Genomic DNA, 23,610 nt, shown 5'->3' on the forward strand with positions numbered 1-23,610 from the left:
CGCCTCGTGCGCACCCGACTTCTCCCGCTGCTCATCATCCTCATGGCGGCCGTGCTCCTCGCCCTCGGCTTCCCGCTGGCCGTCAGCCGCGCCGCCGGGCAGCAGCAGGACGTCGTGGTGGACCGGATCGACGACACGGCGCGGGTCGCCGCGCTCGCGCAGTTCGTCACGGAGAGCACCACCGGGTCCCAGGACAGGCGCCGCGTGCTGGCGGGAGAACTGGCCCGGTACTACTCGGTCTACGGCATCAGGGCCGGTGTCTTCTACCGCGACAACCGGCCGATGGCGCGCGCCCCGCAGAACTGGACGGTCCCCAAGGAGGGCGAGGGCAGGCAGGCGTTCGAGGAGGCGCTGCTCGGCCGCCGCAGCGACGATCCGGAACAGGTCTGGCCGTGGCAGGACGGCCGGCTGATCGTCGCCTCACCGGTCGTCAGGGACGGTGATGTCGTCGCCGTCGTGGTGACCGACTCGCCCACCGGACAGATGCGTTCGCGGATTCTGCGCGGCTGGCTGGTCATCGGCGCGGGCGAGGTGGTGGCGATGCTCGTGGCCGTCGGGGCGGCGTTCCGGCTGACGGGCTGGGTCCTCCTGCCGGTACGGGTGCTCGACGCGGCCACCCACGACATCGCCACCGGGCGGATGAAGTCACGTGTGGCCGCCGGCGGCGGACCGCCCGAACTGCGGCGCCTGGCCATCTCCTTCAACGAGATGGCCGACAACGTCGAGGACGTGCTGGAGCAGCAGCGCGCCTTCGTCGCCGACGCCTCCCACCAGTTGCGCAACCCGCTCGCCGCCCTGCTGCTGCGTATCGAACTCCTCGCCCTCGAACTGCCCGAGGGGAACGCGGAGATCGCTTCGGTGCGCACGGAGGGCAAGCGGCTCGGCCAGGTGCTGGACGACCTGCTGGACCTGGCGCTGGCCGAGCACGCCGAGGCCGATCTGCGGCTCACCGACATCGGCGAGCTGGTGGCCGAACGGGTCGACGCCTGGCGGGCCGTCGCTGAGGAGAAGGGCGTACGGCTGTCGGAGCGGGGCGCCGCTGTCACCGCGTGGGCCGATCCCGTCGCGCTCTCCAGCGCGCTGGACGCGGTGCTGGACAACGCGCTCAAGTTCACCCCGGCGGGCGAGACGGTGACCGTCACGGTGGGACGCGGCGGTGAGACCTCCACGGTGGTCGTCAACGACGGCGGTCCAGGACTCGCGGACGACGAACTGGCCCGCATCGGCGACCGGTTCTGGCGCAGCAACCGCCACCAGAACGTCAAGGGCTCCGGCCTCGGCCTGTCGATCTCCCGTGCGTTGCTGAGCGCGGGCGGCGGCTCGATCAGCTACGCGCACGGCGAGCCGAGCGGCCTGCGCGTCACCCTGAGCGTGCCGCGCTCGTCCCCTACGGCTTGACCGACCGGTAGTAGCGCTTGGCACCCTCGTGCAGCGGCAGGGGGTCCGTGTAGATCGCCGTCCGCAGGTCCACCAGCTGCGCGGGGTGCACCTCCTTGCCGATGCGGTCCCGGCTGTCGATCACGGTCCGGGTGAAGCCCTCCGCCAGCGCCGGGTCCGTCTGATCCGTGGTGACCAGCAGGTTCGCCACCGCGACCGTCGGCACCGCCTCGCCGTCCTGCGCGTCGCGGTACGCGTCGGCCGGCATCTCCGCCGACCGGTAGTAGTGCGACGCGCTCTCGCCCGTGGCGTGCAGCTTCGAGATGAGCGCGGGCTCCAGCGGTACCAGCCGGACGGCGAAGCGCTCCGACAGCTGTTCCACGGCGGCGGTGGGCAGCCCGCCGGACCAGAAGAAGGCGTCGAGCCGGTGGTGCTCCAGGCTCTCCGGCATGGTGTCGATCCCGTCCGGCACGGCCTTGATGTCGCGCTGCGGATCGAGTCCCGCCGCCTTCAGCAGCCGGTCGGCGATCAGCCGTACGCCCGAGCCGTCCTGCCCGACACCCACCCGAAGGCCGCGCAGGTCGGCCGTGGTGCGCACGGCCGACCCCTTCGGGACGACGAGCTGCACGTAGTCGTCGTACAGCCGCGCGCAGCCCCGCAGCCGCTGGTAGCCGACGTCGCGGTCCTTCTGGTACTTCGCCACTGCGTCGGCGGTGGCGATGGTGAACTGGGCCTCGCCGCTCGCCACCCGCGCCAGGTTCTGCTGCGAGCCCTCGCTGGTCGCCAGCTTTATCGACACGTCCGGCAGGTCGCGGTCGAGGTACGGGCTGAGCAGCTCGCCGTACCGCTGGTAGACGCCCCGGTTCACGCCGGTGCTGAACGTGACCGATCCGCTCGGGGATGACTCCCTGATCGGTACCAGCCACCACACCAGCACTCCGAGCACCACCAGCACCGCCGCACCGCCCTGCACGGCGCGGTTGCGGCTCATCCGGGAGACGGCGGTGAACATGGCGCGATCCTGTCAGCTCCCTCCCCGCGATGGCCAGGGCCCGCCCCGTACCGCGACCCCGTACCCTGGTGGGCGAGATGAGCGCGAAGACTTACGAAGTGCGCACCTACGGGTGCCAGATGAATGTCCACGACTCCGAGCGGCTGTCGGGCCTGCTGGAGGGCGCGGGGTATGTCCGCGCCCCGGAAGACGCCGACGGTGACGCCGATGTCGTCGTCTTCAACACCTGCGCGGTGCGGGAGAACGCCGACAACAAGCTGTACGGCAACCTCGGCCGGCTCGCGCCGATGAAGACCAAGCGGCCCGGTATGCAGATCGCCGTCGGCGGCTGTCTCGCGCAGAAGGACCGCGAGACCATCGTGCGCAGGGCGCCCTGGGTCGACGTCGTCTTCGGTACGCACAACATCGGCAAGCTGCCGGTCCTCCTGGAACGCGCCCGCGTCCAGGAAGAGGCGCAGATCGAGATCGCCGAGTCCCTGGAGGCGTTCCCCTCCACGCTGCCCACGCGCCGCGAGTCCGCCTACGCCGCCTGGGTCTCCATCTCCGTGGGCTGCAACAACACCTGCACCTTCTGCATCGTGCCCGCGCTGCGCGGCAAGGAGAAGGACCGCAGGCCCGGCGACATCCTGGCCGAGATCGAGGCGCTGGTCGCCGAGGGCGTCAGCGAGATCACCCTGCTCGGCCAGAACGTCAACGCGTACGGCTCGGACATAGGCGACCGGCAGGCGTTCTCCAAGCTGCTGCGCGCCTGCGGGGCCGTCGAGGGCCTGGAGCGCGTCCGCTTCACCTCTCCGCACCCCCGTGACTTCACCGACGACGTGATCGCCGCCATGGCCGAGACGCCGAACGTGATGCCGCAGCTCCACATGCCGCTCCAGTCGGGCTCCGACACGATCCTGCGCGCGATGCGCCGCTCGTACCGGCAGGACCGCTACCTCGGCATCATCGAGAAGGTCCGCGCCGCCATCCCGCACGCCGCCATCTCGACGGACATCATCGTGGGCTTCCCCGGCGAGACCGAGGCGGACTTCGAGCAGACGATGCACGTCGTACGCGAGGCGCGGTTCGCGCAGGCCTTCACCTTCCAGTACTCCAAGCGGCCCGGCACGCCGGCGGCCGACATGCCGGGACAGATCCCCAAGGAGATCGTCCAGGAGCGGTACATGCGGCTCTCCGCCCTCCAGGAGGAGATCTCCTGGGAGCAGAACAAGACGCAGCTCGGCCGGACGGTCGACGTGATGGTCGCCGAGGGCGAGGGACGCAAGGACGGCGCGACCCACCGGCTGTCCGGCCGCGCCCCCGACAACCGGCTGGTCCACTTCACCGCCCCGGAGGCGCCGGTACGGCCCGGCGACGTGGTGACCGTCGACATCACCTACGCGGCCCCGCACCACCTGCTGGCCGAGGGCCCGACGCTCACGGTGCGCAGGACGCGCGCGGGGGACGCCTGGGAGCGGCGCGAGTCGGCCGCGAGCGAGAAGCCGGCGGGTGTCCTGCTGGGGCTGCCCACCGTCGGCGTACCGGCGCCGCTGCCCGCCGTGACGGGCGGCTGCTCCGTCGAGCCGTAGGCTCCTCGCCCGGCGCCCCGGGTCCTCGTCTAAGGTGCGGGACATGCTGGTCGCCGCTGCCGTCTGCCCCTGTCCGCCGCTGCTCGTACCCGCCGTGGCCGCGGGCGCCGCAGCCGAACTCGACGCGCTGCGCGCCTGCTGCGCGGACGCCCTGGGGGTGCTGGCAGCCGCCCGCCCCGACCGGCTGCTGGTCGTCGGACCCGCCGAGCAGGCGCAGCGCGGACCGTATCCGCAGGGCACCACGGGATCGTTCCGCGGCTTCGGCGTCGAGGCCGACGTGACGCTGGGGAGCGCCACCGGCGGCACAGCCGGTGAGCGCCCGCTGCCCACTTCCCTCGCGGTGGCGTCCTGGCTGCTGGAGAGTGTCCGCTGGTCCGCTTCCCCGGTCGAGGGTCTGGGAGTCGGGGAACCGCTGGCCGCCGAGCGGTGCCTGCGGACCGGACGGGACATCGCCGCGCAGCCAGGCCGTACCGCACTGCTGGTGATGGGGGACGCCAGCGCGTGCCGCACCGTCAAGGCGCCGGGTTATCTCGACGAGCGGGCGGCCGGGTTCGACGCGGAGGTGGCACGCGCCCTGGGAGCTGCGGACATCGCCGCGCTCGCGGCGCTCGACGCGGAGCTGGCACAAGAACTCAAAGCGGTGGGCCGGGCGCCCTGGCAGATCCTCGCGGGCGCCGCCGAGGGCACAGCCCTGGGCGGCGCGCTGCTGTACGACGAGGCGCCCTACGGCGTCGGATATCTGGTGGCCGCCTGGTCGTGACCGGGCAGACCACCCGGCGGCGGAGGAGAATCAGGCGGCGGGCGGCGGGGGAGTGCCGTCGTCCTTCTGGGAGATCCGGTCGAGCGCGTCCTTGGCCTTGCCCGTGCCGGTCTCGATCTTGCCGCTGTACTTGCCCTTGGTCTTCTCGTCCACGGTCCTGGCGGCCTTGTCCAGGCCCTGACCGATCTTGTCCCCGTGCTGCTGCGCGAGGTCGGAGACCTTGTCCTTGGCCGGCGAGAGTTTGGCCTTGAAAGAATCCATGAAGCCCATGGGCCACCTTCTCTCGATCAACTGCACATCAACTGGCAGGGACAATCGCCCCATCTCCTTCTCAGCGTACTCAGGGGCGCCGGATTCCGCTCCGCCGGCAAATTCCGCCCCGTCGACAACGCGTGTGGGGCGCGGCCCGCGCGTTTGCGAGACTGGGGAGGTGAGAACCGCAGCTCCCGCACCGCGGGTCATCGCCGTCGTCGGTCCCACCGCGGCAGGCAAGTCCGATCTGGGCGTTCATCTCGCCCGGCAACTCGACGGTGAGGTAGTCAACGCAGACTCCATGCAGCTGTACCGCGGAATGGACATCGGAACGGCCAAGCTGACAGCGGAGGAACGCGCCGGTGTCCCGCACCACCTGCTGGACATCTGGGAGGTCACGGAAGCCGCCAGTGTCGCCGAGTACCAGAAGCTGGCCCGGATCGAGATCGACCGGCTGCTCGCGGCAGGCCGCACCCCGGTACTCGTCGGCGGCTCCGGGCTCTACGTACGCGGCGCCATCGACGCCCTGGACTTCCCCGGCACCGACCCCGAGGTGCGCGCCAGGCTGGAGGCCGAGCTGACGCTGCGCGGCTCGGGCGCGCTGCACGCCAGGCTGTCGGCGGCCGACCCGCAGGCGGGCCGCGCGATCCTGCCCAGCAACGGCCGCCGGATCGTGCGCGCGCTCGAAGTGATCGAGATCACCGGCAAGCCGTTCACCGCCAATCTGCCGGGTCATGACGCCGTGTACGACACCCTCCAGATCGGGGTCGACGTCGCCCGCCCCGAACTCGACGCACGGATCGCCCTGCGGGTCGACCGGATGTGGGAGGCGGGTCTGGTGGACGAGGTGCGCGCGCTGGAAGCGGCCGGCCTGCGAGAAGGGCGTACGGCCTCCCGCGCCCTCGGCTACCAGCAGGTGCTCGCCGCGCTCGCCGGGGACTCGACCGACGAGGAGGCGCGCGCCGAGACCGTACGCGCCACCAAGCGCTTCGCGAGGCGTCAGGACTCCTGGTTCCGGCGCGACCCGCGGGTGCACTGGCTGGGCGGCGGAGCCGAGCATCGGGAGGAACTCCCCGACCGTGCGCTGGCGTTGGTCGAACGAGCGGTCACAGCCTGATCACGTGATGGCATCGGGACGCTCCGGCCGTCAATTCGGCGCCCGGGAGCGTGCCATCATCGAGCATCGATCGACAGGTGGAGTCCGAGTTGGGAGGGCGCGTGGCGATGGAGGCCGGCCCTCGAAACAGCGATTCCGCGACCGAGCGGCCCGAGGACACGCGGCGCCCCCAGGACGACGCGCCGCGGCTCAGCCCGGACGGTCCTGACGAGGAGGACGTGGCTCCCGAGGTCGAGGTGGAGCTGCGCCCGCAGCGCAAGCTCCGGATCTGGCAGCTCGCCCCGATCGTGGCGCTCGCCGGTGTCGGCTCCCTGATGTTCGCCTTCCCGCTCGCCTTCGGCACCGGGGACGGCGGAGCCGTCGTCGCGATGCTCGGACTGCTGATCAGCTGCTGCGCCGCGGGCTGGGGCATGATGGCCGCCCGCAAGGTCGGCTACACCTGGCCGGGGCTGCCCTCCAGGGCCTCCGGAGAGCGCGCCGACTGGCGGTTCGTCGCCCTGTACCTGGTGGTCGCCGCGGCCGTGGTCGCCCTCGCGGTCTGGCGCGTCGCGCGGCTCCGCTGATCCGTACGCCGGGCCCCAGCTCGTACGATGGAGCCGTGAGCACCTCGCAGATCTCCCCGATCGCCTTCCTCAAGGGCCACGGGACCGAGAACGACTTCGTGATCGTCCCCGACCCGGACAACGCCATCGACCTGCCCGTCCGCGCCGTGGCCACGCTCTGCGACCGCAGGGCCGGGGTCGGCGGCGACGGCCTGCTGCATGTCGTGCGGTCCGCCGCGCACCCCGAGGCGCAGGACATGGCGGCCGAGGCCGACTGGTTCATGGACTACCGCAACGCCGACGGGTCCGTCGCCGAGATGTGCGGCAACGGCATCCGGGTCTTCGCGCGCTACCTCGCGCGGGCGGGCCATGTCGAGGCGGGCGATCTGCGGATCGCCACCCGGGCCGGCGTCAAGCGGGTCCATCTCGCCAAGGACACCGCGGGCGGCTCCGGCGCGGCCGGGACGGGGGACATCACCGTCGAGATGGGGAGCGCCACGCTTCCCGGCACCGAGGTACGGGTCGCGGTCGGCGACCACGAGTGGCCCGCGCGCAACGTCAACATGGGCAATCCGCACGCGGTCACCTTCGTCGACGACCTGACGCGGGCCGGCGAGCTGTACACGGCACCGTCCGTCACCCCGGCGTCCGCCTACCCCGACGGGGTCAACGTCGAGTTCGTCGTCGACAGGGGCCCGCGCCACGTGGCCATGCGCGTCCATGAGCGCGGCTCGGGCGAGACCCGCTCCTGCGGGACCGGCGCCTGCGCCGTGGCCGTCGCGGCCGCCCGCAGGGACGGCCAGGACCCGGCCAGCACCGGAGCACCCGTCACGTACACCGTCGACCTGCCCGGCGGCCGACTGGTCGTCACCGAGCGTACGGACGGCGAGATCGAGATGACCGGGCCCGCCGTGATTGTCGCCGAAGGGCACTTCGACCCGGTGTGGCTTGAATCGGTCATTGCCTGAAACTCGCTCGAATGGGTGATCAGTTTCACGCTGGGCAAGAGCTGGTCTGGTCCACGTGGTGGGCTCGATAGCATCAAGCACCGGCCCCGAGGGCGCTCCTGCTCCTCCACCGCCGGTCGAAGCTGCCGGAGGTGCCCATGAGTGCAGAGGCCACCAGCCCTGGTGCCCACAGTCGCAAACGCGGCCTGCCCAGGATCGACCTCCGCAGAATCGGCAGGGCCGCCCTGCTCGGCCCTGCCTCCAGAGACCGGCTGCCCGACGCCATGGGCCATGTCGCCGAGGCCCATCGGGCGCATCATCCCGACGCCGATCTCGCGGTCCTGCACAAGGCGTACGTACTGGCCGAGGCGTCCCACCGCGGCCAGTACCGCAAGAGCGGCGACCCGTACATCACCCACCCGCTCGCGGTGACGCTGATCCTCGCCGAACTGGGCGCCGAGACCACCACGCTGACCGCGTCCCTGCTCCACGACACCGTCGAGGACACGGAAGTGACGCTCGATCAGGTGCGGGCGGAGTTCGGCGACGAGGTCTGTTATCTGGTCGACGGCGTGACCAAGCTGGAGAAGGTCGACTACGGCGCGGCGGCCGAGCCGGAGACCTTCCGCAAGATGCTCGTCGCCACCGGCAACGACGTCCGGGTGATGTCGATCAAGCTGGCCGACCGGCTGCACAACATGCGCACGCTCGGGGTGATGCGCCCCGACAAGCAGGCCCGCATCGCCAAGGTCACCCGCGACGTGCTGATCCCGCTCGCCGAACGGCTCGGTGTCCAGGCGCTCAAGACCGAGCTGGAGGACCTGGTCTTCGCGATCCTGCGCCCCGAGGAGTACGAGGAGACCCGCGCCCTCATCGCGGACAACGCGACGGCGGGCGACGCGCTCGCCGCCATCTCCGAGGACGTCAGGAGCGCGCTGCGCGAGGCGGGCATCACCGCCGAAGTCCTCGTCAGGCCACGCCACTTCGTCTCCGTCCACCGGTCGAAACTCAAACGCGGCGAACTGCGCGGCTCGGACTTCGGCAGGCTGCTGGTGCTGGTCGGTGAGGACGCCGACTGTTACGCGGTCCTCGGCGAACTGCACACCTGCTTCACGCCGGTGATCTCCGAGTTCAAGGACTTCATCGCGGCGCCCAAGTTCAACCTGTACCAGTCGCTGCACACCGCCGTCGCGGGACCCGACGGCGCGGTCGCCGAAGTCCTCATCCGTACGCACCAGATGCACAAGGTCGCCGAGGCCGGTGTCGTCGCGCTCGGCAACCCGTACGCCTCGGTCGAAGCGGCCGAGGAGCCGGCCGGCGAGCGCGCCGACCCCACCAGGCCGGGCTGGCTCTCCCGGCTGCTGGAGTGGCAGGAGGCGGCGACCGACCCCGACACGTTCTGGACGACGCTCCGCGACGACCTGGCGCAGGACCGGGAGATCACCGTCTTCCGCGCCGAGGGCGGCATGCTCGGACTGCCGGCCGGCGCGACCTGCGTGGACGCCGCGTACGCGCAGCACGGCGAGGCGGCCCACGGCTGTCTCGGCGCCCGGGTCAACGGCCGGCTCGCGCCGCTGAGCACCGTGCTGAGCGACGGCGACACGGTCCAGCTGCTGCTCGCCCAGGACGCCACCTCAGGACCCTCGCCCGAATGGCTCGACCACGCCAAGACCCCGGCCGCCCGGATCGCGATCAACGGCTGGCTCGCCGCGCACCCCGAGGCGGTGAAACTCCCCGACGCCGCTCCCCGCCCGCCGGCCGCCCAGAGCGCCGGCCAGCGCGGCGCCGCCAACGCCGTCGTGGGGCTGCCGAACGCGACCGTACGGCTCGCCGGGTGCTGTACGCCCGTACCGCCCGACGAGATCACGGCCTTCGCCGTGCGCGGCGGCGCCGTCACCGTGCACCGGGTGGAATGCTCCGCCGTGGCGCGGATGGAGGCATTAGGCCGTAACCCGGTCGAGGTGAGCTGGACGGACGCGGCGGAGTGCCGGGTCACGCTGTACGCGGAGTCCTTCGGGCGGCCCCGGCTGCTCGCCGACCTCACGGAGGCCATCGCGACCGCGGGCGCCGGCATCGTCTCGGCGACCGTGGAGCCGCCCAGCCGACAGCGCGTACGGCACACGTACACCCTGCAGCTCCCCGACGCCGCGAGTCTGCCGGGGCTGATGCGTGCCATGCGGGACGTACCGGGCGTGTACGACGTCAGCCGGGCGCAGCACTCGACGACCGGCTGAGACAGGCCGGCGAGCGGCAGCCGGGCGCGCGCCCGGCTGCCCCTTTCGAGTGGGAACGGAGCGCGCCGCCCCCGCGCACCCGGCGGCCACTGGTAGCGGTGGTCCATGCTGCTCACCTCCCGCCGGCTGCGCGCCGCCCTGCTGGCCATCGCCTCCGCCACCCTCGTCGCCGCGACCCTGCCGGCGCCGGGGCCGCTGGGCATCGGCGATCCGCTCTTCCCCGAACTCGGCAATCCCGGCTACGACGTACGCTCCTACGACCTCGACTTCACGTACGGCGGCGACAACACCAAACCGCTGGACGCCGTCACCAAGATCCACGCGGTGGCGACCGAGCGACTGGAGCGGATCAACCTCGACTTCACCCACGGCACCGTCCGCTCCGTCGAGGTCAACGGCGCACCCGCGCAGTTCGAGACGGCGGGCGAGGACCTGGTCGTCACCCCGGCGGAGCCCGTCGAGGCCGGCGCCCGGATGTGGGTCACGGTCGGTCACACCAGCGATCCGACCGGCACGGCCGGCGGCTGGGTGCGCACCACCGACGGTCTGGTGATGGCCAATCAGGCGAACGCCGCCCACCGGGTCTTCCCGAGCAACGACCACCCGGCGGACAAGGCGTACTACACCTTCCACGTCACGGCGCCGCAGAAGCTGACGGTCGTCGCCAACGGACTGCCCGTGGACAGCCGCCGCCACGGCGCGAGCACCACCTGGACGTACCGCACCAGCCACCCCATGGCCTCGGAGCTGGCCCAGGTCTCCATCGGCGGCTCGGCCGTCCTGCACAGGGAAGGCCCGGACGGCCTGCCCGTACGGGACGTGGTGCCGGCGGCCGACAAGGCGAAGCTGGAGCCCTGGCTGGCGAAGACACCGGACCAGATCCGCTGGCTGGAGTCGAAGATCGGCCCGTACCCCTTCGAGACGTACGGGGTGCTGATCGCCGGCGCCGACACCGGCTTCGAGCTGGAGACCCAGACGCTGTCGCTCTTCGAGCGCTCGCTGTTCACCCGCCCCGAGTACCCCGCGTGGTACGTCGAGTCGGTCATGGTCCACGAGCTGTCCCACCAGTGGTTCGGCGACAGCGTCTCGCCGCACAGCTGGTCCGACGTGTGGCTCAACGAGGGGCACGCCACCTGGTACGAGGCGCTGTACGCGCAGGAGCACGCCAAGAAGCCGATGGAGACGCGGATGAAGGACGCGTACGCCCTCTCCGACGGCTGGCGGGCGGCCGGCGGCCCGCCTGCGGCGCCCGCGCCGCCGGTGCCGGGACAGCAGATCAGCCTGTTCCGCCCGGTCGTGTACGACGGCAGTGCGCTGGTCCTCTACGCGCTGCGCGAGGAGATCGGTACGGACGCCTTCTCCCGGCTGGAGCGCGAGTGGGTCCGCGAGCACCAGGACGGCAACGCGACCACGGCCGACTTCGTGCGGCTGGCCTCGGAGGTCGCCGGGCGTGATCTGTCCGGCTTCTTCCAGGCGTGGCTGTACGGGACGAAGACCCCGCCCATGCCGGGACACCCGGACTGGCACAGCCGGCCACCCGCCGAGAACGGTGCGTGAAACCCATGTGACGACCGGGTCCCGCCGTGTCACCATCAACGGGTCGGCGACGCGGCCGGAAGGCAGTACGGCCGGGAATCAATCCGGGCCGTCACGCGTTGTGACGGTTGTAGCAGTAGTTTCTGATTTCGACGTAAGGATCAAATGACCTCCTCTTCTTCCCCTTCCCAGGACGCGCAGAGCTTCGCGGATGCCAGCAATACGGATCCCCGCACGGACAGCCTTCGGGCGAACGCCCTGATGGAAGAGGACGTCGCCTGGAGCCACGAGATCGACGGAGAGCGGGACGGCGACCAGTTCGACCGTTCCGACCGGGCCGCCCTGCGACGTGTGGCCGGCCTCTCCACCGAGCTCGAAGACGTCACCGAGGTCGAATACCGCCAGCTCCGCCTCGAACGCGTGGTGCTCGTCGGTGTGTGGACGTCGGGAACGGCGCAGGACGCGGAGAACTCCCTCGCGGAGCTCGCCGCCCTCGCCGAGACGGCCGGTGCGCTCGTGCTGGACGGTGTCGTCCAGCGCCGCGACAAGCCGGACGCCGCGACGTACATCGGCTCCGGCAAGGCGAACGAGCTGCGGGACATCGTCCTGGAGACCGGCGCCGACACCGTCGTGTGCGACGGTGAACTCAGCCCCGGCCAGCTCATCCACCTCGAAGACGTCGTCAAGGTCAAGGTGGTCGACAGGACCGCCCTGATCCTCGACATCTTCGCCCAGCACGCCAAGTCCCGTGAGGGCAAGGCGCAGGTCGCGCTCGCGCAGATGCAGTACATGCTGCCGCGACTGCGCGGCTGGGGTCAGTCGCTGTCCCGGCAGATGGGTGGCGGCGGCGGTGGCGGCATGGCCACACGCGGTCCCGGTGAGACCAAGATCGAGACGGACCGGCGGCGGATCCGCGAGAAGATGGCGAAGATGCGCCGGGAGATCGCGGAGATGAAGACCGGCCGCGAGATCAAGCGGCAGGAGCGGCGCCGCCACAAGGTGCCGTCGGTCGCGATCGCCGGATACACCAACGCGGGCAAGTCGTCCCTGCTCAACCGGCTCACCGGCGCGGGTGTCCTGGTGGAGAACGCGCTGTTCGCCACCCTGGACCCGACCGTGCGCCGGGCCGAGACACCCGGCGGGCGGCTCTACACGCTGACCGACACGGTCGGCTTCGTCCGGCACCTGCCGCACCACCTGGTCGAGGCGTTCCGCTCCACGATGGAGGAGGTCGGTGACTCCGACCTGATCCTGCACGTGGTCGACGGCTCGCATCCCGCACCGGAGGAGCAGCTGGCCGCCGTGCGCGAGGTCGTACGCGACGTGGGCGCGGTCAATGTCCGCGAGATCGTGGTGATCAACAAGGCCGACGCGGCCGATCCGGTGGTGCTCCAGCGGCTGCTGAGCGCCGAGCGCCACGCCATCGCCGTGTCGGCGCGCACCGGACAGGGCATCGCCGAGCTGCTCGCGCTGCTCGACATGGAGCTGCCGAGGCCGCAGGTCGAGGTCGAGGTGCTCGTGCCGTACACGCACGGCGGGCTGGTCTCGCGGATCCACGCCGAGGGCGAGGTGCTGTCCGAGGAGCACACCCCGGAGGGCACGCAGCTCAAGGCCCAGGTCCATGAGGAGCTGGCTGCGGCGCTCGCGCCGTACGCCCCGGTCGCCGTACCGGCTGCCACCTGATCGAGAAGCAAACGAAGGCCCGTCCCCTCGACCGAGGGGACGGGCCTTCGTCCTGACGTGCACCGGCTCACCGGTCCGGACTCACCGGACTGGGCTCACCGGTCCGTTGCTCACTGGCCTGCGAACTTCTTGCTGACGCCGTCGTAGACGCCCTTGGCCACGTCACCGAGGCGGGGGCCCGCCAGCCAGCCGGAGGTCACCGGGCCGATGGAGGTGTTGGAGACCAGCGCGGGCTTGCCGTCGGAGCCCTTCGCGACCCAGCCGCCGCCGGAGGAGCCGCCCGTCATGGTGCAGCCGACGCGGTACATCGTCGGGTCGGACTCGTTCAGCGAGAGCCGGCCGGGCCGGGCCTCGCACTGGTAGAGCTTCTGGCCGTCGAAGGGCGGAGCCGCCGGGTAGCCGGTCGCCGTCAGGTCGGCGATCTTGGGTGTGGCCGGTGCGTTGAAGTTCACCGGCAGGGCCGAACCGACCGTCTCCTCCAGGGACTTGCCGCTGCCGCCCTTCTCCGGGGTGACATGGAGCACCGCGTAGTCGTACGGAGCGCCGAGCCCGCCGCTCGACGCGCCCTGCGCGATCCACTGGTCCGAGGTCTGCGCCCAGTCCGCCCACCACACGCCGTCGGGCGCGACTTCTTCCTTGGGCGCGTTCTGCAACGCGTCGGTCGACAGACCCTTGTTGTTGTACGCCGGCACGAAGGCGAGGTTGCGGTACCAGCCGCCCGCCTTGCCCGCGTGGACGCAATGGCCCGCCGTCCAGACCAAGTTGGACTTGCCCGGGTGCGCCGGGTCCTCGACCACGGTCGCCGAGCAGACCATCGAACCCTCGGGCCCGTCGAAGAACAGCTTGCCGGAAGCGGGGGCGCTGTCGGCGTAAGGCGCCTTCACCGCGCGGGCGTTGACCGGCTCGGGCGTCGGGTCGGTGACACCCTGGTCACCCGAGATGTCGTTGGGGACGGGCGTCTCCGGCGGCTTGTCCGCCTCGCGCATCCGGTCCTGGTCCCACAGTCCCGCGATGATCGGGTTGATGTAGTCCCTCGCCTCACGCAGCCACTTGTCCTTGTCCCAGTTCTTCCACTCGCCGCCCCGCCACTTGTCGAGGTCTATCCCGCGGGCCTTCAGCCGCTCCTTCAGGTCGTCCGGGATCTTCACCTTGCCGTCGGACGAACTGCTGGGCGCGGCACTCGGCTTGTCGCTCGCGTCGTCGTCGCCCGGCCCGCAGGCCGTGGCGGTCAGAGCGAGTACCGCGGCGACTGAAGCCGCGGCAAGCATCGGACGAATGGGTCGCATGACGTGATCCCCCTGGGACTTCGGTACAGAACTGATGGCGCGAATGGAACAGTTGACGCATCCTCGCTCACGGTCGCGGGGCCAGGACGCGGTCCACCACTATGCCGGTCCCGGGAGGGACCTTTCACAGCAGGTCCGTGGTTCCGGGCCGCAACGATCTTCGGACGACCCGTGATCCCCGGGATCCGGTGTCGTTGGTACGAACGGAGGACACCGGTCAGCGTTCCCCGTCGAACGCTCGGCGGTCGAGCGCCGTACTGACGTGCAACGCAACTGTGACAACGGGAGGACCGACAAGCCGTGGCCGTGACCGAACCCGCGCCGGTGGCACCGACCGTCGCACACGAAGGCATTCTCCGCCGCCAGGCCCAACGCGAGTCGGCGGCCCGCACCTACGCGCGGTCCCTGCCGATCGTGCCGGTGCGGGCCAGGGGGCTGACGATCGAAGGGGCCGACGGGCGCCGCTACTTGGACTGTCTGTCCGGAGCGGGCACCCTGGCCCTCGGGCACAACCACCCCGTGGTCCTGGAGGCGATCCGCAAAGTCCTCGACTCGGGCGCCCCGTTGCACGTCCTGGACCTCGCCACCCCCGTCAAGGACGCCTTCACCTCCGAACTCTTCGCCACCCTGCCGGGTAAGTTCGCCGACCACGCCAAGGTGCAGTTCTGCGGCCCCGCAGGCACCGACGCCGTCGAGGCGGCCCTCACCCTCGTCAGGACCGCGACCGGCCGTAACGGGCTGCTCGCCTTCACCGGGGCGTACCACGGCATGACCAGCGGAGCCCTGGCCGCTTCGGGCGGCGCCCGGGACGTCCAGGTGACCCGGCTGCCGTTCCCGCAGGACTACCGCTGCCCGTTCGGCGTCGGCGGCGAGCGCGGCGCCGAACTGGCCGCCCGCTGGACCGAGAACCTGCTCGACGACCCCAAGGGGGGAGTGCCGGCCCCGGCCGGCATGATCGTCGAGCCGGTGCAGGGCGAGGGCGGGGTGGTACCGGCCCCGGACGGCTGGCTGCGCCGGATGCGCCGGATCACCGAGGACCGGGGCATTCCCTTGATCGCCGACGAGGTGCAGACAGGCGTCGGACGGACGGGTACCTTCTGGGCGGTGGAGCACAGTGGGATCACCCCGGACGTCATGGTGCTCTCCAAGGCCATCGGCGGCTCCCTCCCGCTCGCCGTGATCGTCTACCACTCGGACCTGGACTGCTGGCCGCCGGGAGCCCACGCGGGCACCTTCCGGGGCAACCAACTGGCGATGGCGGCGGGCACGGCCACCCTCGCCTACGTACGGGAGAACGGACTCGCCCGGCGCGCCGCGCAGCTCGGCGACCGGATGCTCGGCCAACTGCGGCAACTCGCGGGCCGGCACCCCTGCGTCGGGGACGTACGGGGCCGGGGGCTGATGATGGGCGTCGAGATCGTCGCCCCCGAGCCCGACGGCACCACCCCCGCCCCGACGGATCCCGGTCTGGCCGCCGAGATCCAGCGGGAGTGCCTGAGCCGTGGACTCATCGTCGAACTCGGCGGACGCCACAGCGCCGTCGTACGGTTGCTCCCTCCGCTCACCATCACCGACGAACAGGCCGTGGCCGTCCTCGACCGCTTCGCCGACGCCCTGGCCGCCGCCGAGCGTTCCGCGCTCCGCCGGACTCGGACCGGATCCTCGTACTGACCCCGTGACCCCGGACCCCCATACAAGGAAGCCCTCCGTGAACCCCACACCCGTTCCCGATGTGCCGGCGCACACCCCCCTCACCGTCGAGTCGGCCACGGTGCCACGGCAGCAGACGGGAGCCGCCGACGAGCTGCGCGGGTCCGTCGCGGAGACCGCCGCGGACCGGCCGGCCGGCGACCACCTCGACCACCCGGACCCGCAGCAGGCGGCGGACGCGGCGGCCGTCGAGAACCTGCTGCGCTGCTGGGCCAGGGAGAACAACCTCGCCCGGCCCGAGGGCGACGTGCTGCGCATCCCGCTCACCATGAGCGGCACCGCCCTGCTCGCGCCCGTCCGGTACTGGTCGGCCACCGGCTGGCACCGCTTCGGACTGCCCTCCCTGGAGAGCGCCCCCGCCGGGGCGCCCGAGGTGGAGGCCGTCACCCTCGCGTCGCTGCTGGCCCGTGAGTCGGGCCGGCAGCAGGGCGCGGACCTGGCCGGCAGGGTCGCCGACTCCGTGCACCGCACGGCCGACTTCGTCGCCGAGCGCCGCCGCCGTCCCGAAGCCCCCGCCGACACCGACCTCTTCCTGACCGCCGAGCAGTCGCTGCTCCTCGGCCACCCCCTCCATCCCACCCCCAAGAGCAGAGAAGGGCTCTCCGAGACCGAAGCCCGGATCTACTCACCGGAGTTGCGCGGCTCCTTCCCCCTGCACTGGTTCGCCGTCGACCGGTCCGTACTCGCCACCGACTCCGCCTGGACCGAGCAGGGCAGGCTCGTGCCCGCCGAGCGGCTCACCGCCCGGCTCCTCGGCGACGTACCGCTCCCCGACCACACCGTCGCCCTGCCCCTCCACCCCTGGCAGGCGCGGGAGTTGACGCACCGTCCCGCCGTCGCGCGCATGCTCGGCGCGGGCCTGCTCCACGACCTCGGCCCGCACGGCGCGCCCTGGCATCCCACCTCCTCCATCCGTACCGTGCACCGCCCCGGCACGCCGGTCATGCTCAAGCTCTCCCTCGGCCTGCGGATCACCAACTCCCGCCGGGAGAACCTCCGCAAGGAGCTCCACCGGGGCGTCGAGGTGCACCGGCTGCTGCGCGCAGGACTCGCCGCGCGGTGGACGGCGGCCCACCCCGGCTTCGACATCGTCCGCGACCCCGCCTGGCTCGCCGTGGACGGCCCGGACGGCCGACCGGTCGGCGGACTCGACGTGATGCTGCGCCACAACCCCTTCGGCCCGGCCGACGACGCCGTCTGCATCGCCGGACTCACCGCGCCCCGGCCCTACCCCGGCCACCCGGGCGTCCACTCACGGCTGGCCGCCGTCATCTCTAGCCTGGCCGCCCGTACCGGCCGCCCGCAGACAGCCGTGGCCGCCGAGTGGTTCCTGCGCTATCTCGACCAGGTCGTACGGCCGGTGCTCTGGCTGGACGGCGCCGCCGGCATCGCCCTTGAGGCACACCAGCAGAACACGCTGGTCCTGCTCGACCCGCAGGGCTGGCCCGTCGGCGGACGCTACCGCGACAACCAGGGCTACTACTTCCGCGAGTCCCGCCGCGCGGACCTGGACCGCGGCCTGCCCGGGATCGGCGTGGTCAGCGACACCTTCGTCTCCGACGCGGTCACCGACGAGCGGTTCGCCTACTACCTCGCCATCAACAACGTGTTCGGCCTGATCGGGGCCTTCGGCTCGCAGCGGCTCGCCGACGAGCGCGTACTCCTCGCCGCCTTCCGCCAGTTCCTCACCCGGGCGGTCTCCCTCGGGTCCCCGCTGCCCGGCCGGCTGCTGGACGCGGACACCCTGCGCTGCAAGGCCAATCTGCTGACCCGGATGCACGGCCTCGACGAACTCGTCGGTCCCGTCGACACCCAGTCCGTCTACGTCACCATCACCAACCCCCTTCGCCGCTGACCGAACACGAACCGTCCGCACTGCCCGAGAGGAGAGCGCCACCGTGCCTCCCACCGATGCGAGCACCGACACCGGAACCAGCTCGAACGACACCCTCGACCTGCGGCTGAGCGACCAACTCGGCGCCCTGTTCGCGGAAGGGGAGCCGGTGACCTCCCCTCCACCGCCCGGCGCCTTCGACGACGACCTGCTGGACTCCCTCGCCGGCTGGGGGCCCGTCACCACCCCCGCCGGCGTCTTCCAGCTCGTCCCCGTACGCGTCGAGCGCGACCTGACGCTCATCACCCGCTGGATGAACGACCCCGCGGTCGCCGCCTTCTGGGAGCTGGCGGGCTCCGAAGGCGTGACCGCCACGCATCTGCGCGGCCAACTCGACGGCGACGGACGCAGCGTCCCCTGCCTCGGCGTCCTCGGCGGGATCCCCATGAGCTACTGGGAGATCTACCGCGCCGACCTCGACCCGCTGGCCAGGCACTATCCGTCCCGCCCGCACGACACGGGCATCCATCTGCTCCTCGGCGGCGTGACGGACAGGGGCCGGGGCGTCGGCACCACCCTCCTGAGGGCAGTCGCCGATCTCATCCTGGAGCAACGACCCCGCTGCGCGCGCGTCCTTGCCGAACCGGACCTACGCAACACCCCCTCCGTGGCAGCATTTCTGAACGCCGGTTTCCGTTTCTCGGCGGAAGTCGAACTTCCCGACAAGCGAGCCGCCCTGATGGTCCGCGAACGCGCGCTCCGCGACCTGCTCTGAACGGTCCGCGCGCGGACCGCCGAGTGCCCCGCTGCCTGATATACACCGCTCGAACCAGATCGGTTCCGTTCCGGAGGAGTCCCCGTGTCGACATCCCCTGCCACCCATGACTCCGACTCCCCGCTCTTCTCCCCACCCGAGCTGAACCCGGACACCTGGGAGCGGGCAGCCGGCCGGCTCCTCGCCAAACTGCTCGGAGAGTTCTCCTACGAGGAGATCGTCCAACCCGTCCCCGACCCCACGGGACCTGAGCAGTACACCCTCACGCTCGACGCCGGAGACACCCTCACCTTCCGCGCCTCCCGCGGCGCCTACGGCAGTTGGCGCGTCGCCCCGGACAGCATCGAACACCGGGGCCGGCCCTTCACCGACCCGCTGCGCTTCCTGCTCCTCGCGCGCGGACTGCTCGCACTCGACGGCGAGACCCTGGGCCATCTCGTCCGCGAACTCACCACCACCCTCGCCGCCGACGCCCGGCTCGACCACACGGCTCTCACCGCCGGCCGGCTCGCCGACCTCGGCTACGCCGACCTCGAAGGGCACCAGACCGGCCACCCCTGGATCGTCCTCAGCAAGGGCCGGGCGGGGTTCTCCGCCACCGACACCGCCCGCTGGGCGCCGGAGGCCCGTACGCCCGCCCGGCTGCCTTGGATCGCCGTCAGCACCACCCTCGCCACCTACCGGGGGGTGCACGCGCTCCGCACACCGGACCGGCTCTACGGCACCGAACTCGACGCGCCCGTCCGCGAGCGGTTCGACGCGGTCCTGCGCGAGCGCGGCCTCGACCCCGGCGGCTACCTCTACCTGCCCGTGCACCCCTGGCAGTGGGACGAGGTCCTGCTCCAGCTCTACACCCCCGCCATAGCCCGGGGGGCGATCGTCCCGCTCCCCACCGACGGCGATCTCCGGCTGCCGCAGCAGTCCATCCGGACCTTCCTGAACGTCGACAGGCCCGACCGGCACACGGTCAAGCTGCCGCTGTCCATCCTCAACACCCTCGTCTGGCGCGGCCTGCCGACCAGGCGCACCCTCGCGGCGCCCGCCGTCACCGCCTGGGTGCACTCGCTGCGCGACGCCGACCCGTATCTGCGCGACGAGTGCGCGGTGATCCTGCTCGGCGAGGTCGCCTCGGTCACCGTCGAACACCCCCTGTACGACCAACTGCCCGAAGTGCCCTACCAGTACAAGGAGATCCTCGGCGCGATCTGGCGCGAACCCCTGCCCGGCCTGCTCGCGCCCGGCGAACGCGCCCGCACCCTCGCGTCGCTGCTCCAGGTCGACCCGCACGGACGGGCCCTCACCACCGAGCTGATCGCCCGGTCGGGACTCACCCCGTCCGACTGGCTCCAGCGGCTGTTCGCCGCGCTCCTGCCGCCGCTGCTGCACTTCCTCTACCGCTACGGGACGGTCTTCTCGCCGCACGGCGAGAACGCCATCGTCGTCTTCGACGAGCGGGACGTGCCGGTCCGGCTGGCGATCAAGGACTTCGTGGACGACGTCAACGTGAGCGCCCAGCCGCTGCCCGAGCACGCCACCATGCCCGACGAGGTACGCGACATCCTCCTCACCGAAGAGCCCTCCTTCCTCACCCAGTTCATCCATTCCGGTCTCTTCGTCGGGGTGTTCCGCTACCTGTCACCGCTGTGCCAGGAGCAACTGGACGTGCCGGAGGACGAGTTCTGGTCGCTCGTACGGGCGGAGATCCTGCGCCACCAGGCCCGCTTCCCCGAGCTGAAGGAGCGCTTCGAGACGTTCGACCTGCTCACCCCCCGGATCGAGCGGCTGTGCCTCAACCGCAACCGGCTCCACCTCGACGGCTACCGGGACCGCACGGAGCGCCCGCACGCCGCCGTGCACGGCACCGTCGCCAACCCGCTGGCCGGGCCGCCGGCACCCTGACGGAGCGGAGCGTGGGCGTCGTTGTCAGTGGCGACCCGTAGGGTGGTCGGGCTATGACGAAGCCATCACTCCCTGAGCTCCTCCACGCCGCCGTGACCGCCGTAGGCGGCGTGGAGCGGCCCGGCCAGGTCACCATGGCCGAGGCCGTCGCGGAGGCCATCGACACCCCTTCCCACCTGCTGGTCCAGGCCGGCACCGGCACGGGCAAGTCCCTCGGCTATCTGGTGCCCGCCCTGGCCCACGGCGAGCGGGTGGTGGTGGCCACGGCGACGCTCGCGCTCCAGCGCCAGCTCGTGGAGCGCGACCTGCCGCGTACGGTCGACGCGCTCCACCCGCTGCTGCGCCGCCGCCCCGAGTACGCGATGCTCAAGGGCCGCTCCAACTACCTCTGTCTGCACCGCCTCAACGAAGGCATGCCGCAGGACGAGGAGGACGCGCTCTTCGACCAGTTCGAGGCAGCGGCGCCCACCAGCAAACTCGGCCAGGACCTGCTCCGGATGCGGGACTGGGCGGACGAGACCGAGACCGGCGACCGCGACGCGCTGACACCGGGCGTCTCCGACCGCGCCTGGGCCCAGGTCTCCGTCTCGTCGCGTGAGTGCCTGGGGGCGACGAAATGCGCGTACGGCGCCGAGTGCTTCGCCGAGCTGGCGCGTGAGCGCGCCAAGCTGGCCGATGTCGTCGTCACCAACCACGCGCTCCTCGCCATCGACGCCATCGAGGGCGCGCCCGTGCTGCCGAAGCACGAGGTGCTGATCGTCGACGAGGGCCATGAGCTGGTCTCCCGGGTCACCGGCGTCGCCACCGGCGAGCTGACCCCCGGACAGGTCAACCGCGCGGTGCGCCGCTCGGCGAAGCTGGTCAACGAGAAGGCGGCCGACTCGCTGCAGACGGCGGCGGAGACCTTCGAGCGGCTGATGGAGCTGGCCCTGCCGGGGCGGCTCGAAGAGATCCCCGAAGACCTCGGCTACGCGCTGATGGCGCTGCGCGACGCGGCCCGTACGGTGCTCTCCGCGCTCGGCTCGACCCGCGACAAGTCCGTGCAGGACGAGGACGTGGTGCGCAAGCAGGCGCTGGCCTCGGTCGAGGCGGTGCACAGCGTGGCCGAGCGGATCGCCAACGGCTCGGAGTGGGACGTCGTCTGGTACGAGCGCCACGACCGGTTCGGCGCCTCCCTGCGGGTCGCTCCGCTCTCGGTCTCCGGGCTGCTGCGGGAGAAGCTCTTCACCGACCGCTCCGTCGTCCTGACCTCCGCCACCCTCAAGCTCGGCGGTGACTTCAACGGTGTGGGCGCCTCGCTCGGCCTCGCGCCCGAGGGCACGGCGGGCGAGGACGTCCCGCAGTGGAAGGGCGTGGACGTCGGATCGCCGTTCGACTATCCCAAGCAGGGCATCCTGTACGTCGCCCGGCATCTGAACCCGCCGGGCCGTGAGGGCTCGCGCGGCGACATGATGGACGAGCTGGCGGAGCTGGTGGAGGCCGCGGGCGGGCGCACGCTCGGCCTCTTCTCCTCGATGCGGGCCGCCCAGGCGGCGGCCGAGGAGCTGCGGGTCAGGCTGGACGTGCCGATCCTGCTCCAGGGCGAGGAGACCCTCGGCGAGCTGATCAAGGCCTTCGCCGCCGATCCCGGCACGTGTCTGTTCGGCACGCTCTCGCTGTGGCAGGGCGTCGATGTGCCGGGGCCCAGCTCGCAGCTGGTGGTCATGGACCGGATTCCGTTCCCGCGCCCGGACGATCCGCTGATGAGCGCGCGCCAGAAGGCCGTGGAAGAGGCCGGGGGCAACGGATTCATGGCCGTGGCGGCGACGCACGCGGCGCTGCTGATGGCGCAGGGCGCCGGCCGGCTGGTCCGGGCGAGCGGCGACCGCGGTGTGGTGGCCGTGCTGGACCCGAGGCTGGCGAACGCGCGCTACGGCAGCTATCTGCGCGCTTCGCTGCCCGACTTCTGGTACACCACGGACCGTAACCAGGCGCGCCGCTCGCTCGCGGCGATCGACGAGCTGGCCAAGAAGGAAGGCCGGTAGCGGGGGAGCCGGGCGGACACAACAAAGCCCCGGGGCCGTCTCGTACGGCATCCCGGGGCCTGGTCGAGGCCGATGGGTGACGGCTGAGCGTCACACGCGGCGCAGGACCGCCACCACCTTGCCGAGGATGGTCGCGTCGTCGCCGGGGATCGGCTGGTACGCGGCGTTGTGCGGGAGCAGCCAGACATGGCCGTCCTCGCGGCGGAAGCGCTTGACCGTGGCCTCGCCCTCCAGCATCGCCGCGACGATGTCGCCGTTCTCGGCGACGGGCTGGCGGCGGACCGTCACCCAGTCACCGTCACAGATGGCCGCCTCGATCATCGAGTCACCGACGACCTTCAGGACGAACAGCTCGCCGTCACCCACCAGTTGGCGGGGGAGCGGGAAGACGTCCTCGACGGACTCCTCGGCGAGGATCGGTCCGCCGGCCGCGATCCGGCCGACCAGCGGCACGTACGAAGCGGCCGGCTTGCCCGTCGTATCGGTCTGCTGGGTGCTCGGCTGGTCGGAGCCACGGACCTCGTACGCCCGGGGCCGGTGCGGGTCGCGGCGCAGGAAGCCCTTGCGCTCCAGGGCCATCAGCTGATGGGCCACCGACGACGTGCTCGAAAGGCCGACCGCTTGACCGATCTCCCGCATCGACGGCGGGTATCCGCGCCGCTGCACGGAGTCGCGGATGACCTCGATGACCCTGCGCTGCCGGTCGGTGAGACCGGAGCTGTCCGCCCTGATTCCAGGAGGTCGTCCGGGCAGCGAGCGCGCGGGCTTCGCGCCGTCCGGGTTCGTGACTGCGTCATTCATGGCATGCACCGGCTCGAGTCGGCTCTGGGAGCGGTCCTGGGCAGTGATGGTGGCACTGTCTGCGGTGGTGGTCACGTCGGCCCCTCTCGAATGTGTTCTCCCTAGCTGGACAACGGTAGTAGCTTTCGAAAGGTTGCGCCAAACACACGTTCGAGTGAAAAATTATGGAGAGCCCTACGTAGGTCTGTGCCTGGGTGTATGGACCGGCCATGCGGGTGGCTGTGCACATGTCGCCGTCGCCGTCGTCACCGTA

18 protein-coding genes are annotated in these 23,610 nt (G+C 71.5%); 14 read left to right on the forward strand and 4 right to left on the reverse strand.

The features are described 5' to 3' along the window. Nucleotides 1-6: 6 nt before the first annotated feature. The gene (locus tag OHS57_RS28280; RefSeq protein ID WP_328583708.1) at nt 7-1,398 is read left to right on the forward strand and encodes a sensor histidine kinase; all 1,392 of its coding nucleotides are present in this window, start codon (nt 7-9) and stop codon (nt 1,396-1,398) included. On the opposite strand, the gene OHS57_RS28285 is transcribed toward OHS57_RS28280, so the two are convergent. Beyond that, nucleotides 1,388-2,389 (reverse strand): TAXI family TRAP transporter solute-binding subunit, encoded by a 1,002-nt coding sequence (locus tag OHS57_RS28285; RefSeq protein WP_041983493.1) that lies wholly within the window; start codon nt 2,387-2,389, stop codon nt 1,388-1,390. The two genes, OHS57_RS28280 and OHS57_RS28285, sit on opposite strands and share 11 nt — an antisense overlap. A 77-nt stretch (nt 2,390-2,466) precedes the next feature. Here OHS57_RS28285 and miaB point away from each other — a divergent pair, with 77 nt between their 5' ends. Then, the gene (gene miaB / locus OHS57_RS28290) at nt 2,467-3,957 is read left to right on the forward strand and encodes a tRNA (N6-isopentenyl adenosine(37)-C2)-methylthiotransferase MiaB (RefSeq protein WP_328583709.1); all 1,491 of its coding nucleotides are present in this window, start codon (nt 2,467-2,469) and stop codon (nt 3,955-3,957) included. Between the two features lie 43 nt (nt 3,958-4,000). Further along, complete coding sequence (locus OHS57_RS28295; protein ID WP_328583710.1) at nt 4,001-4,717, forward strand: class III extradiol dioxygenase subunit B-like domain-containing protein; 717 nt, start codon at nt 4,001-4,003, stop codon at nt 4,715-4,717. 30 nt (nt 4,718-4,747) lie between these two features. Here the strand turns inward: OHS57_RS28295 and OHS57_RS28300 are convergent, their stop codons facing one another. After that, nucleotides 4,748-4,987, reverse strand: a complete 240-nt coding sequence (locus OHS57_RS28300; protein WP_041983486.1) for an antitoxin — start codon at nt 4,985-4,987, stop codon at nt 4,748-4,750. A 160-nt stretch (nt 4,988-5,147) separates the two neighbouring features. On the opposite strand from OHS57_RS28300, the gene miaA reads away from it, so the two are divergent. From miaA to hflX, 6 genes are all read left to right on the forward strand, one after another. Further along, nucleotides 5,148-6,086, forward strand: a complete 939-nt coding sequence (gene miaA / locus OHS57_RS28305; protein ID WP_041983484.1) for a tRNA (adenosine(37)-N6)-dimethylallyltransferase MiaA — start codon at nt 5,148-5,150, stop codon at nt 6,084-6,086. A gap of 107 nt (nt 6,087-6,193) precedes the next feature. Further along, nucleotides 6,194-6,649: a hypothetical protein gene (locus OHS57_RS28310; RefSeq protein WP_041983481.1), complete on the forward strand. Its 456-nt coding sequence runs from the start codon at nt 6,194-6,196 to the stop codon at nt 6,647-6,649. A 35-nt stretch (nt 6,650-6,684) separates the two neighbouring features. Next, nucleotides 6,685-7,596, forward strand: a complete 912-nt coding sequence (dapF, locus tag OHS57_RS28315; protein ID WP_328583711.1) for a diaminopimelate epimerase — start codon at nt 6,685-6,687, stop codon at nt 7,594-7,596. A gap of 137 nt (nt 7,597-7,733) precedes the next feature. Beyond that, nucleotides 7,734-9,809, forward strand: a complete 2,076-nt coding sequence (locus tag OHS57_RS28320) for a RelA/SpoT family protein (RefSeq protein ID WP_041983478.1) — start codon at nt 7,734-7,736, stop codon at nt 9,807-9,809. A 105-nt stretch (nt 9,810-9,914) separates the two neighbouring features. Then, the gene (locus OHS57_RS28325; protein WP_328583712.1) at nt 9,915-11,366 is read left to right on the forward strand and encodes a M1 family metallopeptidase; all 1,452 of its coding nucleotides are present in this window, start codon (nt 9,915-9,917) and stop codon (nt 11,364-11,366) included. 144 nt (nt 11,367-11,510) lie between these two features. Beyond that, complete coding sequence (gene hflX / locus OHS57_RS28330; RefSeq protein WP_041983474.1) at nt 11,511-13,028, forward strand: GTPase HflX; 1,518 nt, start codon at nt 11,511-11,513, stop codon at nt 13,026-13,028. A 110-nt stretch (nt 13,029-13,138) separates the two neighbouring features. Here the strand turns inward: hflX and OHS57_RS28335 are convergent, their stop codons facing one another. Further along, nucleotides 13,139-14,314 (reverse strand): trypsin-like serine peptidase, encoded by a 1,176-nt coding sequence (locus tag OHS57_RS28335; RefSeq protein WP_328583713.1) that lies wholly within the window; start codon nt 14,312-14,314, stop codon nt 13,139-13,141. A 300-nt stretch (nt 14,315-14,614) separates the two neighbouring features. Between OHS57_RS28335 and OHS57_RS28340 the strand changes: the two genes are divergently transcribed. The 5 genes from OHS57_RS28340 (at nt 14,615) to OHS57_RS28360 (ending at nt 22,556) form a co-directional block, all read left to right on the forward strand. Further along, nucleotides 14,615-15,985 carry a diaminobutyrate--2-oxoglutarate transaminase family protein gene (locus OHS57_RS28340; protein ID WP_328583714.1) on the forward strand — a complete coding sequence of 457 codons (1,371 nt, stop codon included), beginning with the start codon at nt 14,615-14,617 and terminating at the stop codon, nt 15,983-15,985. A gap of 37 nt (nt 15,986-16,022) precedes the next feature. After that, a complete protein-coding gene (locus OHS57_RS28345) occupies nt 16,023-17,879 on the forward strand; it encodes an IucA/IucC family protein (RefSeq protein WP_328583715.1) in 1,857 nt (618 codons plus the stop codon). Nucleotides 17,880-17,922: 43 nt separating this feature from the next. Beyond that, nucleotides 17,923-18,633 carry a GNAT family N-acetyltransferase gene (locus OHS57_RS28350; RefSeq protein ID WP_328583716.1) on the forward strand — a complete coding sequence of 237 codons (711 nt, stop codon included), beginning with the start codon at nt 17,923-17,925 and terminating at the stop codon, nt 18,631-18,633. 84 nt (nt 18,634-18,717) lie between these two features. Next, nucleotides 18,718-20,532, forward strand: a complete 1,815-nt coding sequence (locus OHS57_RS28355) for an IucA/IucC family protein (protein ID WP_041983463.1) — start codon at nt 18,718-18,720, stop codon at nt 20,530-20,532. Nucleotides 20,533-20,585: 53 nt separating this feature from the next. After that, nucleotides 20,586-22,556: an ATP-dependent DNA helicase gene (locus OHS57_RS28360; RefSeq protein ID WP_041983461.1), complete on the forward strand. Its 1,971-nt coding sequence runs from the start codon at nt 20,586-20,588 to the stop codon at nt 22,554-22,556. A gap of 90 nt (nt 22,557-22,646) precedes the next feature. Here OHS57_RS28360 and lexA read toward each other — a convergent pair whose 3' ends face one another. Next, entirely contained in the window at nt 22,647-23,432 is a 786-nt protein-coding gene (lexA, locus tag OHS57_RS28365; RefSeq protein ID WP_041983459.1) for a transcriptional repressor LexA, read from the reverse strand. Nucleotides 23,433-23,610: the final 178 nt, after the last annotated feature.

Origin of the sequence: Streptomyces sp. NBC_00370 (assembly GCF_036084755.1) — a bacterium.
In the GTDB taxonomy this organism is placed as follows: domain Bacteria; phylum Actinomycetota; class Actinomycetes; order Streptomycetales; family Streptomycetaceae; genus Streptomyces.